The following is a 13570-nucleotide window of genomic DNA, read 5'->3' as shown; positions in this document are numbered from 1 at the left end:
AGTTTTTTAAGTATATTAAAGGAATTTGTTTTTTTTGTTTTTAGAAATTATATAAATATATAAAGTGTGGATAAACAACTTTAAAATGGAAATACTAATTATATTATGAAACATAGAAATTTTATTTTAAATAAGGTAGGTGTCATAGTATGGATAATAAAAAGTGTATTCATTGTGGGAAGTTGATAAATGGAAACTTAATAAAAGACCAAAGTGAATTAGGATTTTGGGAAGCAATGGCCACTTCTATTAATGTAATGCCTGGTCCAGGGTTTACTGGGACAATACCATTTATAAGTTCATTCAATAATATTTGTCCTTATTGTGGAAAAAATATATTATATTAATAAATAGAAGTTTAATATCCTATTAGATTTAATAATAGGATATTTTTTTGTTTTATTAATTTTATTAAGAAATATAATAACTTGCAGAAAATAATAAACTTAGAGTATACTTTTATATTAGAAACACTTTATATGGAGGGACAAATTTGGAAACAAATATAGGAATAAAGGAAAAAAGCAAAGTAAAGATAAAGAAACCAAAAAATTTTAAGGTTATTATGCATAATGATGATTTTACAACTATGGAGTTTGTAGTGGCTATTCTTATGGATATTTTTAATAAAGATATTAATGAGGCAAATAAAGTAATGTTAGATGTTCATAAAAGTGGAAGGGGAATAGCTGGAATTTATCCTTATGATATAGCTTTGTCTAAGGTTTCTAAAGCTATGTCTTTAGCAAGAGAAGAAGGTTTTCCCTTTAATTTAACTGTGGAGGAAGAGTAATATGTATTTATCAAAGGTTGTAAATGATATTTTAGTTAAAACCTTTAATTTTGCAAAAGAAATTAATAGTGAGTATATGACGCCAGAGCATTTATTATATGTAGCATTAGATGAGGAAAGTTTAAAAAATGCTATATTAGAATGTGGCGGAAATACTTTAGAACTCAAAAACAATTTAAAAAATTATATAGATGAATATATAAATAAGGTTAATAATATAGATCCAGAGGAGAGTTTTGGAGTTAAAAATTTAATTTTTATTGCAACTCAACAAGCAACTTTTAGTGAAAGTGCAATTGTTCATTTAGAGCATATAATAGCATCATTATATTCTTTAGAAAATAGTTATGCTGTTTATTTTTTAGAAAATCAAGGTTTAACAAAAGGTGAGTTATTATTTAGATTATGTCATAAAAGCATAGAAGACAATAAAGATTATAAAGAAGAAAAATCTAAAGATAGTAAAAATAATATAGATATAGAAAAGTATTCAACTAATTTAACTAAGTTAGTTAAAGAGCAAAATAAAGATCCTTTTATAGGAAGAGAAGATATAATAGACAGGACAATCCAAATACTTTCTAGAAGAACTAAAAATAATCCTATTCATGTAGGGGAAGCGGGAGTAGGTAAAACTGCTATAACATTAGGTCTTGCAAGACTTATTTCAGAAGGAAAGGTTCCTAAAAAGTTACAAGATGCAGAGATTTTTTCTATAGATATAGGATCTATTTTGGCAGGAACTAAATATAGAGGGGATTTTGAAGAAAGAATGAAAGGATTATTAGAGGCTATTAAAGAACATAATAATCCTATTGTATATATAGATGAGATTCATACTATAGTTGGAGCAGGAGCGTTAAATGGTGGTGCATTAGATGGGGCATCACTACTTAAAAGTTATTTATTAGAAGGGAAAATTAAGTTTATAGGATCTACAACTTATGATGAATATAAAAAGTATATTGAAAAAGATAAGGCTTTAACTAGAAGATTTCAACCTATAGAAGTGAAAGAAACAACAGTTAACGAATCTGTTGAAATTTTACAAGGATTAAAGAAAAACTTTGAAGAATACCATAATGTAAAATATACAAATGAAGCATTAATAGCAGCTGTTAATTTAAGTGATAAATATATTAATGATAGATTTTTACCAGATAAGGCTATAGATATAGTTGATGAAGCTGGAGCTTATGTATCAATGAAAAATAATGATAATATATTAAAAAAAATTGATGAAAATACAATAGAGGAAATTATATCTAAAGTTTGTAATATACCAAAGCAAACAGTAGAAAGTAATGAAATTAATTCATTAAAGAACTTAGAAAAGATATTAAAAGAAAATATATATGGGCAAGATTTAGCAGTAGAAGAGGTTTCAAGATGTATTAAAATGTCAAGAGCTGGACTTAATGATGATAATAAGCCAGTTGCATCTATGTTATTTGTAGGACCTACAGGAGTGGGAAAAACTGAAATTGCAAAAATGTTAGCAAAAACACTAGGAGTTGATTTAATAAGATTTGATATGAGTGAATATACAGAGAAACATTCGGCATCAAAGCTTATAGGAACACCTCCTGGATATGTTGGATATGAAGAGGGTGGTATGCTTACAGATGCAATAAGGAAGAAACCAAACTCAGTACTTTTACTTGATGAGATTGAAAAGGCACATAGTGATATATTAAATGTGTTATTGCAGGTAATGGATTATGCAACTCTTACAGATAACCAAGGGAGCAAGGCTGATTTTAGAAATATAATTATAATTATGACATCAAATGCAGGCGCTAAAGATATAGGGAAATCTTTAGTTGGCTTTGGAAGAAGAGAAGTAACTTTTGATGCTATTAATGAAGAGGTTAAAAAAGTATTTACACCTGAATTTAGAAATAGGTTAGATAAAATAATTACATTTAATTATATAAATGAAGAAATGGCAAAATCTATAGTGAAAAAGGAACTAAGAAAATTTAAAGAAAAGTTATTAAAGAAAAATGTACAAATAGAATTTTCTAAGGAATGTATAGAGCATTTAGCTGAAAGTGGAATATCAAGAGAGTTTGGCGCTAGAGAGATAATAAGAATAATAAATACAAGCTTAAAGCCGTTACTTGTAGATGAAATTCTTTTTGGAAAATTATCTAATGGTGGAATAGTTAGTGTTACAATAAATAATGATAAATTTAAACTGGTTATTATGTAGTTTACCATATATAATGGTATATAGATTTTACAAAAGAAACTAATATAATAGGTAATGACTATAGGAAGAGGTGTAATTTTTGGATAAGGACATAAACAAGATTCAAGAAGATATAGTAAAAGCTGATATAAGAAAAGCAGATAAAATGTGGAAGGATATGGACGAAAATTCCTCTTTGGATTATCATTTAGATAGGATGACAAAAGAGGAATTAGTAAAAGTAGCTTCAAAATACAATATAAGAGGAATTACTTCTTTAAAAAAAGCAGATGCTGTTTTAAAAGTTAAAGAAGGAATTATAAATAATATAGATTTAGTATTAAATCTATTAGATGAAGAGGGTATAGAGTATATTGAAGAAATGGTTTCTTTAAATGGAAGAAAGAACTATAAATGTAGTGAACTTATAGATGCTAATTATTTTAGAAATAGAGGGTTAATGTTTACAGGAATGGTTGATAAAAAACTAAATGTAATATTACCAAATGAATTAATTGATATATTAAAAGACAAGTTAACAACTGATTTAAAAAAGAAAGCTAAAAATAATACAGAAATTATAAAATTATTTGCTGGAATGGTTTATTTTTATGGAGTTTTAACTTTTGAAAACTTTAAAGAATTAGTAAAAAGCTATATAGATTTTGAAATTAAGGATATGAATATTGAATCACTTATATTAAATGGAGAAGAACTTGGTTTTGATTATCAAGTAGAAGGAAATTTAGCTTATCATATAGACGTAGAAGAACCTTTACTTATAATAAAAGAACAAGAAAGTAATGAAGATATTAATTATTTAAAAATAGATAAAAAAACTATTATAAAAGCATCAAGACCAGATTTTATTGAAGAAAGTAAGCAAGGTGAAAAACTTGAAAAGGTAATGGGGCAATTATTCGTAATAGATAAAAAGATTTTAAAAGAAGAAATAGATAGTTTTTCAATAGCTATAAAAAATGAAGTATCTTTAGATGAGGCTGTAGAAGTATTTTTAGAAGCTTATGAAATTGAATCAGAGGAAGAAAGGATTATATTTACTGGAGAACTTGAAAAGCTTGCAAAATCTATTAAAAGATGGACACTTAAAGGTCACACAGAAAATGATATACAAAATAAAAAAAAGACTGTAGTTAATGAAGTAAGAATAGGTAGAAATGACCCGTGTCCATGTGGAAGTAATAAAAAATATAAAAAGTGTTGTGGTAAATAATTAACTTTTATTCCAAGGAGGGAGATTATGTTACTTAAATATATATTATTAGTTTACGGTTTTTGTGAGTTTTTATTTGGAGTATTTATATGGTTTAGCAAAAAAGAATCTTTGCCTAAAATGATGGTAGAAAGTTTCTCTGTTTTGTCAAACGATGTTAATTATGAAAATATAAAGGATAAAAAAGCTTTTTCAAGGTGGATTGGAGAGTTAATTATGTTAGGGGGAGCATTATATACATTCTTAGCATCTTCATCTATATTTTTTGGAGTAAGTTTAATAGCAGTAATAGCATTTATAGTTTTAATTGAAAGTGTATTCTTTAGAATGGTTATAAAAGGATATAAAAACTTTATTTAAATTTAGTAGGTGGAATATGGTAAACGAAAAGCATCTTTTTAATAATTATATAAATATAGCTAGAAATTTTGTGTCAGAAAAAAATTATTTTAAAGCTTTAAAATTTTATAATAAGGCATATAAGTTTGATGAAGGTAAAAAGGATATAGAGCTTATTTTAGATATGGCACTTTTATATGATAAGATTTTAAGAAAAGATCTTGCAGAGGAAAAATATAAAGAGGTTTTGGAGTTAGATAAAAATGAAGCAAGGGCATATTATGGATTGGGAGTTTTATATGATGAAGAGTGTTTATATGATAAAGCTATTGAATACTATAATAAGGCAATAGAAAAAGACGAAAATTATGATAGAGCATATTTCTTTGTGGCTAATGCATATGATGAAATAGGTGAAAAAAATAAAGCCATAGAAAATTATAGAAAGGTTTTAAAGCTAATTCCTAATGATTTATGGGCAAATGCTAACTTAGCTTGTATATATGATGAGTTAGAAAACTTAGATTATGCTTTAAAATATATGAATAAAGCCTTGGAAATTTCACCTAATCATTTTAGAATATTATTTAATATGGGAGTCTTTACAAAAAAAGTTGGAGATATAGAAAAATCAATTGAGTATTATGAAAAGTCAATTAAAGAAAATCCAAAATATCCATATAGTTTTTTAAATTTAGCAATTATATATAGAGAAAATAATAATTTCAATAAAGCTATAGAAGTTATAAGTAGAGGAATCGAAGAAAATAATGAAGAGGGGTTCTTATACTATAATAGAGCATGCTTTTATTCAAATATAGGAAGAATACAGGATTCTTTAGAAGATTTAATTAAAAGTACAGAGTTAAATGATTTTTTTTATGAATATATGAAAAATGATATAGAACTAGATAATATAAGGCACTTAACATTATATAAGACAAAATTCGACTCTATATAAGCCTATAAAATTAATCATCTTTATAGAAATAGTATATTATTAAAGGTAGTATAATATACAGTATTAAGAAAGAAGCACAACTGTTTTACTTAAGATAAATGATAAAAAAATAAAAATTATAAGAGTTTTTTAAGAATTTAATTTTTATAAAAGGAAAAAAATATAAAATATTTAATAAAAGGTGAAGAATTAACATAACTTCATCTTTTTTTATTAATTACAGTGTTTTATTTAAAAAAACCTTAAAAAATAAGTCGAAATTGAAGAAAAAATGATGAACTTTGAATAAATTATGAAAAATAGGATTGATTAAATATATTTATTGAGGCAATTCGATGAATGTGTTAACATATAAAAGTATGAGTAACAAATCATAAGCAATAGGTAGATATTTTACAAATTTTAGAATTAGGAGGATATATTAGTGATTAGGAATTTGTTTGGCAATGTAACCGTTTTTAACAAGTTATTTACATTACAAGAAAACAATGTTTTTAATATTGAAAGTGCACCTTTAGTGTCAGAAGAAGTTAAGGATTTAAGTGAATTTTTAATTTCAAATTACAAAGGTAAAAATAGTGAAGTAGTTTTGGTTAAAGCTTTTAGTTTTCAACCAAATATAAACGGTTTTGAAGTAATAGTTAAAGAAAGAAAGGCGGAAATCGAAGCTGGTATTTTAAAAATTAAAGAGCTTACAGGAGCAAAAGAGGTTAAATTTTTAGTTTCTAAAGCTGATAAGAATTTGGATGCAAGTCTTTCACAATTAGGACAAGTTGTTAAAGTTAACCCATTAGATGAGTTCTATGAAGATAGATTAGTACAAAAAGCATTAGGTGGTGGAAAAAATGCTTTAATAGAAGATCTTTCAAAAGTAGTTTATTTAGGACAAACCATAAAAGAGGATAATTTACAATTATATATACCCGTTTATGGAAGTGCTGTAAAAGGAAATAAAGTAATTTCAGTTAATGAAGGAACAAGCTTAGAAGTTATATTTAATGCCTTAGATGGAGATAAAGCAAAACTTAGAAAAATAGTTGTTGGTGGTAGTTTAAATGGGGAATTAAAATATGATTTAAGTGAGAAAGTTGATATAAACACTAAATCAATACTATTTTTAACAGATAAGGACTCACCATCTGAAAATTCAACAAGCTGTATAAGATGTTCTAAGTGTTTAAGAGCATGTCCAGAGGGATTAAATCCAATAAAGCTTATGGATCTTTGGAAAAGGAAAGAAAAAGATGAGTTTTTAAAATTTGGTGGGGAAAAATGCATAGAATGTGGAATGTGTAGTTATGTGTGTCCTTCAAATTTAGAACTTACTCAATCTATTAAAACAGCTAAAAAATATATAGGAAAATAAATTAAGCAAATTGAATCTATTTATAATAATCACAGAATAGGAGTGAAGATTGTGGGAAATACAAATCTTAAAATATCACCTGCTCCTCATATTAAAAGGGGCTTAGGAGTTAATAAAATAATGATAGATTTTATAATTGCATTAATTCCAGCCGTGTTTGCAGGAATATATTTTTATAAGGGTGATGCAGTTAAAATTTTATTAGCTTCAGTATTAGCAAGTATTATTTCAGAAGCTTTATGGAATAAGTTTATTAAAAAAACTAATTGGATTACAGATTTAAGTCCAATAGTATCAGGTATTATTTTAGGTCTTATTATGCCAACATATGTTCCACTTTGGATACCAGTAATAGGAGCAATATTTGCAACTATAGTAGTTAAACAATTCTTTGGTGGACTTGGGCAAAATTTTATGAATCCAGCAGCGGCAACTAAAGCATTTTTAATTGCTTCATGGGCAGCAGTTATGGCAAAGCCGGTAGTGGATACTACTGCATCAGCATCTAAAGCTGCACAAAAGGTTGTACCATTAATAGATAGAATTATAGGTCAAGCTAACGGAAGTATTGGAGAAGTTTCTATATTAGCTTTATGTATTGGTGGCCTATATTTAGCCATAAGAGGTGTAATTAGTTTAAGAGCTTCATTTACATTTATAATTTCGGCTTTTGCAATGTATAGTTATTTTGGAAAAGAAGGTTTATTACCGGGAGCATTCTTCCTAGCTGCTATATTTATGGCAACAGATCATGCAACAACACCAATGACTAAAGTTGGTCAATATATATTTGGTTTAGCGGCAGGTATTTGTGCCTCATTCATAGCCGTTAAAGGATATAATCCAGAAGGACCTTATTATGCAATTATTATATTAAATTTATTTACTCCATTAATAGAGTATTTTACTACTAAGAAGGTAAAAGTTAAAAAGGAGGCTGCTTAATATGAAAGAGAATTTCAAACTAGGGGGAATCCTTTTAGTTATTACAGCATTAGCAGGTCTTTTATTAGGTTTTGCTAATAGTTTAACTAAAGAAGCAATATTAGAAAATTCTAAAATAAATAAAGAAGATTTAAAGAAGGTATTACCTATTGCAGAATCAATAAGAGATATAGATATTAAAATAAATGAAGAAGGAACTGTTAAAGAAGTCTATGAAGCTATAGGAAAAAGTGATGTAGTTGGTTATGTTTTAAAAGTAACTAGTAAGGGATTCCATGGACCAGTTGATTTTGTAGTTGCTATTTCAAAAGATGATAAAGTTTCAGGAGTTAAAGTATTAGCACACTCAGAAACACCAGGTCTTGGAGCAAAAATTACTGAAGATAAGTTTACTTCAAGATTCAAAGATAAATCAGCAAAAGGATATTTAGAAGTAGTAAAAAAATCTACTGTTAAAGATAGTGAGTTAGAAGCTATATCAGGAGCTACTATTTCAAGTAAAGCAGCTGTAAGCGCAGTAAATGATGCTATTAAATTTTATATGGAAAATATAAAGGGTGAAAAATTAGCGCCAAATGGCGGAACAGATGCTAACTCAGGTGCAAGTGAAGAAGCTGGCGCACAAAAAGAAGAAAAAGCAACAGATGCTAACTCTGGAGCTAGCGAAGAAACAGGTACAAAGAAGGAAGAAAAGAAAAGTACTGACACTAATACAGGAGCTAGTGAAGAAACTACAACTAGCCAAAAGACTGATGTAAATACAGGAGCTAGTGAAAGTTAAGAAGTAAAAAATAGGAGGATAAGCATGAAGGATTTTAGAGAAAGATTAAAAAATGGTATTATTACAGAAAATCCGATTTTTGTTCAAGTTTTAGCTATGTGTCCAACTCTTGCAGTAACAACAAATGCAAAAAATGCATTAGGAATGGGATTAGCTTCAACTGTAGTTTTAATATTTTCAAATATGATAATATCAGCACTTAGAAAACTTATACCAGAAAAAATAAGAATACCTGCATATATAGTAATAATAGCTTCATTTGTTACTATAGTAGATATGTTAATGCAAGGTTATGTACCAAGTTTATATAATTCTCTTGGAATATTTATTCCACTTATAGTTGTTAACTGTATTATTTTAGGTAGAGCAGAAAGTTATGCCTCAAAAAACAAAGTATTTCCGTCAATTTTTGATGCTATAGGTATGGGACTTGGATTTACAGTTGCATTATTTTCAATTGGAACAGTTAGAGAGATTCTTGGAGCTGGACAAATATTAGGGTATCAAATTTTACCAGAAGCATTTAAGCCAGCGTCAATTATGATATTAGCACCAGGAGCATTCTTCACATTAGGAGCTTTAATGACACTACTTAATTTTATAAATATTAAGAAGGCAGAAAAAACTGGTGAAAAAGCTAAAACTTTAGAACATAACTGTGGAAGTTGCTCAGGATGCGGAACAGGATCATGCTCTAAAGAATCAATAGAAATAGGGAAAAATTAAGAGGAGTGAATAGTAATGGAATTATTTTTAATTTTCTTATCAGCAATGTTAGTAAATAACTTTGTTCTTTCTAAATTCCTAGGAATATGTTCATTCCTTGGAGTTTCAAAAAAGAAAGATGCAGCCTTTGGTATGGGACTTGCAGTTACTTTTGTTATGATCATAGCTTCAATAATGTCATGGCTTGTTTATAACGAAATTTTAGTACCACTTGAACTTGAATATTTAAAAACAATAGCCAATGTATTGGTTATTGCAGCTTTAGTTCAATTTGTTGAAATGGCAATGAAGAAATTATCACCAGGTCTTCATAAGGCTCTTGGAATATATCTTCCGCTTATTACAACAAACTGTGCGGTTTTAGGTATGGCAACTCTTAATATACAAGAAGGATATAATTTTATTCAAGCTTTAGTTAATGGAGTTGGAGCAGCATCAGGATATATGCTGTCAATAGTTTTACTTGCTTTTATTAGAGAAAGAATAGATAATAATGAAAATATACCTGTAGTTTTAAGAGGGTTACCAATTACATTATTTACAGCAGCATTAATGTCAATTGCCTTTTTAGGATTCCAAGGATTAATTCACTAGGAGGGATTTTGCATGAATATATTATTTTCAGCTTTAAGTTTAGGGATTCTAGGATTAATTTTTGGTATACTTCTAGGTTTTGCATCAAAAGCTTTTGAAGTTAAAGTAGATCCTAAGATACCAAAGATAAGAGAATGTTTACCAGGAGCAAATTGTGGAGGTTGTGGATATGCAGGATGTGATGCATATGCTGAAGCAGTTGTTAATAGTGGAGCTAAAGCTAATCTTTGTTCTGTTGGAGGTGCAAAGGTTGCTGAGGAGTTAGGTAATATTTTAGGTGTTTCAGTTGAATCTACTGAAAAGATGACAGCTTTTGTTAAGTGTAATGGTAACTGTAGCGTAGCTAAGGAAAATTATGATCTTGAAGGTGTTACAGATTGCTTAACAGCATCTTTAATGGTAGATGGAGGTTCAAAGGCTTGCTCATATGGATGTTTAGGTCTCGGTAGTTGTGTAAGCGTATGTGAATTTGGAGCACTAGAGATTGTTAATGGAATTGCAAAAGTTAATTCAGATAAATGTACAAACTGTGGTGCATGTATAAATATTTGTCCAAAGGGACTTATAGAATCAGTACCTATATCTAAAAAGGTTAGAGTAGAATGTAACAATAAAGAAATTGGAAAACATGTAAAAGAAAATTGTTCAGCAGCATGTATAGGATGTAAAATTTGCGAAAGAAATTGTCCAAAGGATGCAGTACATGTTGTAAATAATGTAGCAAAGGTTGATTATGATAAATGTGTAAATTGTCAAATTTGTACTAAGAAATGTCCAACAGGAGCTATAAAAAATATTTTCTTATAATAAGAAAGGGCTAGGGTTTAATTCCTAGACCTTTTTTATTATGTTTAAATAGTCTAAATTTGATTCTAAATTTATATACTAAATAAGTATAATAATTTAAAATTAAGATTTAAGGAGATAAACATGAAAGAAACATTTACAAATAATTTAGAAATAGCTATGGATTGGCTTTATAAACAAGGAGGTTTTTTAACAGTAGGAAATATGGGAAATGCTAATACTATGACAATTAGTTGGGGAAGTATAGGATATATGTGGAGAAAGCCTATGTTTATAGCTTTGGTCAGAGAAGAGAGGTATACAAATGAATTTCTAAAAGATGGAGATACATATACTGTATCAATTCCTTATGGGGATACCTTAAAAGATGCACTTAAAATATGTGGAAGTACTTCAGGAAGAAATACTAATAAGGAAAAAAGAGCAAACATAAAGTTTATTAGTGGAAAAGAGATAAATACTCCTGTAATATATGGGTGTAATAAATATTATGAATGTAAGATAATATTAAAACAACCTATAGATTTAGATAAATTAAATGAAAAAGATAAAGAAATATTCTATAAAGATGGAAATACAAAGCATATTTTATATTTTGGAGAAATTATATCAGAATATGAAAATAATTAATACAATATAACGTTTTCAAGTTTGTTTGCATAAAATATATTATAAAAATTTAATAGAATACATAGGGAAATAGGCCTTAATCTCTATTTTAATAATTAAGGAGGTATTTTTATGGCGACTTATGTATTTGTTATAATAGGAGTTCTTATAATATTAGTAGGTGGTATAACAGCTTTAAGTAAAAAAAGATTGTATAAGTATGGTGTAAAAAATAAAGGTATAGTAGTTGACTTAGATACCTATACTTATATTACTCCAGGACCAGACTTTAATACTATTTATCATTCAGGCATAATATCAATTATAGAAGTTGAAGATAATAATAAAAAATTTAAAGTAGCTTATTGTAAAATTGAAGAAAACTTACCTTTAGAAATAGGTGACAAGGTAGATGTTATTTATTATAAAGGTGATATAGAAAACTTAGAAATATATAAATATAAAGGTAGATATGTATTATCTATGACTATAGCAAGTGTAGGAGTTATAATTATTATTTTATCTTCTATATTCCATTTCTTATAAAAGTGCATTTTGCACTTTTTTATTTTTTTAGTTTGTATTGAATAAATTGTTGACAAAACAGTTTGATTATAGTATATTTTGATTATCAAATTATTTAAACCTCAAAATAAGTTGAGGCACCAATTGAATTTAATCTAAAGTTAGATTATTATAGTATCATAGTGTAACTTTAAGAAGAAATTGGAGAGTGAAAAAATGAAAAGATCAGAAAAGGTAGTAAATGAACTATTGGTGAAAATATTTGATGACATTTTAGAAATTGAGGAAAAAACATTAAAGCAAGGACATCTTTCAGATTTGTCAGTAACTGAAATGCATACTATTGAAGCTATAGGGATGTATTCATACAGAACTATGAGTGAAGTAGCTCAAGATTTAGATATTACTGTTGGAACATTAACTACAGCGATAAATAAACTTATAAAAAAGGGCTATGTAGAAAGAAAGCGAATAGAAGAAGATAGAAGAGTAGTATTAGTTGGATTAACTAAAAAAGGAAAACTTGCTTATAGATTGCATGAAAAGTTCCATAATGAAATGGTTCAAAGTACTATAGAAGGATTAACAGAAGAGGAAGAGGAAATACTTATAGCATCATTAGAAAGATTAAGTGAGTATTTTAAAACAAAGCGTGAGTTAATTTAGTAAGGAGATTATATGAATGAAATAGTAATTAGTGGAATTGGAGCATATGTACCTTCTAATATTGTAACAAATGATGACTTAAGTAAGATTGTAGAAACAAGTGATGAATGGATATTTGGACGAACTGGAATAAAGGAAAGAAGAATATCTAAAGAAGAAGATACATCAGAGATAGCAATTAAAGCTGCTAATGCAGCTTTAAAAAGCTCTGGAATTAAACCAGATGAAATAGATATTTTAATAGTAGCTACAATAACTCCTGATATGTTTACACCATCAGTAGCATGTATGGTGCAAAAAGGGATAGGAGCAGTTAATGCAACAGCATTTGATATAAATGCAGCTTGTTCAGGTTTTATATATTCTATGCAAGTTGCAGAAGGAATGCTTAAATCATTTAATTATAAAAATGCATTAATAATTGGAGCTGAAGTATTATCTAAAATAATTGATTGGACAGATAGAAGTACATGTGTGCTTTTTGGAGATGGTGCTGGAGCGGTTACATTATCAAAAAGCAATTCAATAGGTATAATAAAGACTTTCACTAAGTCTAAAGGAGAAAAGTGGGAGAGTTTAACAGCAGCAGCAAGGGATGTTGAAAACCCGTATATTCAGAATGTTCAGAAGAAACAGAAATTTATAAATATGAATGGAAGAGATATTTTTAAATTTGCAACTTCAATTATTCAAGAAAGTGTAAATAAGGTTTTAGATGAAACAGGATATTCATTAGATGATATAAAATATATAGTTCCTCATCAAGCAAATGTTAGAATAATAGATTATGCATCAAAAAAGTTAGGGGTAGAAGAAAATAGATTCTATGTGAATTTACATAGGATAGGAAATACTTCATCAGCCTCTATTCCTATAGCTTTAAATGAAATGTATGAAAAAGGATTGCTAGAAAATGGTGATAAAATTATACTTGTAGGATTTGGTGGAGGACTAACATATGGTTCTGTTTTAATTGAATGGAAAAAATAAAATTAGTTAAATAAAAATATATATAAGAAATTTGGAGGAG

The 13570-nt window shown here is 27.7% G+C and carries 16 protein-coding genes; all 16 read left to right on the top strand.

Annotated features, from left to right (window positions below; translation table 11 throughout):
• Positions 1-149 precede the first annotated feature (149 nt).
• The 16 genes from CP523_RS01340 (at position 150) to CP523_RS01265 (ending at position 13530) form a co-directional block, all read left to right on the top strand.
• The gene (locus tag CP523_RS01340) at positions 150-347 is read left to right on the top strand and encodes a hypothetical protein (protein ID WP_066675572.1); all 198 of its coding nucleotides are present in this window, start codon (positions 150-152) and stop codon (positions 345-347) included.
• Positions 348-493: 146 nt separating this feature from the next.
• Positions 494-793 carry an ATP-dependent Clp protease adaptor ClpS gene (locus CP523_RS01335; RefSeq protein ID WP_066675570.1) on the top strand — a complete coding sequence of 100 codons (300 nt, stop codon included), beginning with the start codon at positions 494-496 and terminating at the stop codon, positions 791-793.
• A gap of 1 nt (position 794) precedes the next feature.
• Complete coding sequence (locus CP523_RS01330; RefSeq protein ID WP_066675569.1) at positions 795-3008, top strand: AAA family ATPase; 2214 nt, start codon at positions 795-797, stop codon at positions 3006-3008.
• Positions 3009-3087: 79 nt separating this feature from the next.
• The gene (locus CP523_RS01325; protein WP_066675567.1) at positions 3088-4221 is read left to right on the top strand and encodes an SEC-C metal-binding domain-containing protein; all 1134 of its coding nucleotides are present in this window, start codon (positions 3088-3090) and stop codon (positions 4219-4221) included.
• A 27-nt stretch (positions 4222-4248) separates the two neighbouring features.
• Positions 4249-4581 (top strand): hypothetical protein, encoded by a 333-nt coding sequence (locus tag CP523_RS01320; RefSeq protein ID WP_066675566.1) that lies wholly within the window; start codon positions 4249-4251, stop codon positions 4579-4581.
• A gap of 16 nt (positions 4582-4597) precedes the next feature.
• Complete coding sequence (locus CP523_RS01315; protein WP_066675564.1) at positions 4598-5521, top strand: tetratricopeptide repeat protein; 924 nt, start codon at positions 4598-4600, stop codon at positions 5519-5521.
• 424 nt (positions 5522-5945) lie between these two features.
• Positions 5946-6887 (top strand): 4Fe-4S dicluster domain-containing protein, encoded by a 942-nt coding sequence (locus CP523_RS01310; RefSeq protein ID WP_066675562.1) that lies wholly within the window; start codon positions 5946-5948, stop codon positions 6885-6887.
• Positions 6888-6938: 51 nt separating this feature from the next.
• Complete coding sequence (locus CP523_RS01305) at positions 6939-7832, top strand: RnfABCDGE type electron transport complex subunit D (protein ID WP_066675560.1); 894 nt, start codon at positions 6939-6941, stop codon at positions 7830-7832.
• Between the two features lies 1 nt (position 7833).
• Positions 7834-8613, top strand: coding sequence for an RnfABCDGE type electron transport complex subunit G (locus CP523_RS01300; RefSeq protein WP_083089429.1), 780 nt, complete (start codon positions 7834-7836; stop codon positions 8611-8613).
• 24 nt (positions 8614-8637) lie between these two features.
• On the top strand, positions 8638-9339 hold the full coding sequence (rsxE, locus tag CP523_RS01295) for an electron transport complex subunit RsxE (RefSeq protein ID WP_066675558.1): 702 nt from the start codon (positions 8638-8640) through the stop codon (positions 9337-9339).
• A gap of 15 nt (positions 9340-9354) precedes the next feature.
• A complete protein-coding gene (gene rsxA / locus CP523_RS01290) occupies positions 9355-9933 on the top strand; it encodes an electron transport complex subunit RsxA (protein ID WP_066675556.1) in 579 nt (192 codons plus the stop codon).
• A gap of 12 nt (positions 9934-9945) precedes the next feature.
• On the top strand, positions 9946-10740 hold the full coding sequence (locus CP523_RS01285) for an RnfABCDGE type electron transport complex subunit B (RefSeq protein ID WP_066675555.1): 795 nt from the start codon (positions 9946-9948) through the stop codon (positions 10738-10740).
• Positions 10741-10863: 123 nt separating this feature from the next.
• The gene (locus CP523_RS01280) at positions 10864-11370 is read left to right on the top strand and encodes a flavin reductase (RefSeq protein WP_066675550.1); all 507 of its coding nucleotides are present in this window, start codon (positions 10864-10866) and stop codon (positions 11368-11370) included.
• Between the two features lie 111 nt (positions 11371-11481).
• Positions 11482-11895 (top strand): hypothetical protein, encoded by a 414-nt coding sequence (locus tag CP523_RS01275; protein ID WP_066675548.1) that lies wholly within the window; start codon positions 11482-11484, stop codon positions 11893-11895.
• Between the two features lie 195 nt (positions 11896-12090).
• A complete protein-coding gene (locus CP523_RS01270; protein ID WP_066674345.1) occupies positions 12091-12540 on the top strand; it encodes a MarR family winged helix-turn-helix transcriptional regulator in 450 nt (149 codons plus the stop codon).
• 12 nt (positions 12541-12552) lie between these two features.
• Entirely contained in the window at positions 12553-13530 is a 978-nt protein-coding gene (locus CP523_RS01265) for a beta-ketoacyl-ACP synthase III (protein WP_066674347.1), read from the top strand.
• Positions 13531-13570 lie beyond the last annotated feature (40 nt).

The organism is Clostridium septicum, assembly GCF_003606265.1.
Taxonomy (GTDB): Bacteria; Bacillota; Clostridia; order Clostridiales; family Clostridiaceae; genus Clostridium; species Clostridium septicum.
Note: the sequence above shows the minus strand (reverse complement) of the source record. Positions and strands in the feature narration are given on the sequence as shown.

Coding starts and splice junctions, on each gene's coding strand:
- CP523_RS01340 (WP_066675572.1), top strand. CDS start 150: ATGGATAATAAAAAGTGTATTCATTGTGGGAAGTTGATAAATGGAAAC.
- CP523_RS01330 (WP_066675569.1), top strand. CDS start 795: ATGTATTTATCAAAGGTTGTAAATGATATTTTAGTTAAAACCTTTAAT.
- CP523_RS01320 (WP_066675566.1), top strand. CDS start 4,249: ATGTTACTTAAATATATATTATTAGTTTACGGTTTTTGTGAGTTTTTA.
- CP523_RS01315 (WP_066675564.1), top strand. CDS start 4,598: ATGGTAAACGAAAAGCATCTTTTTAATAATTATATAAATATAGCTAGA.
- CP523_RS01300 (WP_083089429.1), top strand. CDS start 7,834: ATGAAAGAGAATTTCAAACTAGGGGGAATCCTTTTAGTTATTACAGCA.
- rsxE (WP_066675558.1), top strand. CDS start 8,638: ATGAAGGATTTTAGAGAAAGATTAAAAAATGGTATTATTACAGAAAAT.
- rsxA (WP_066675556.1), top strand. CDS start 9,355: ATGGAATTATTTTTAATTTTCTTATCAGCAATGTTAGTAAATAACTTT.
- CP523_RS01285 (WP_066675555.1), top strand. CDS start 9,946: ATGAATATATTATTTTCAGCTTTAAGTTTAGGGATTCTAGGATTAATT.
- CP523_RS01280 (WP_066675550.1), top strand. CDS start 10,864: ATGAAAGAAACATTTACAAATAATTTAGAAATAGCTATGGATTGGCTT.
- CP523_RS01275 (WP_066675548.1), top strand. CDS start 11,482: ATGGCGACTTATGTATTTGTTATAATAGGAGTTCTTATAATATTAGTA.
- CP523_RS01270 (WP_066674345.1), top strand. CDS start 12,091: ATGAAAAGATCAGAAAAGGTAGTAAATGAACTATTGGTGAAAATATTT.
- CP523_RS01265 (WP_066674347.1), top strand. CDS start 12,553: ATGAATGAAATAGTAATTAGTGGAATTGGAGCATATGTACCTTCTAAT.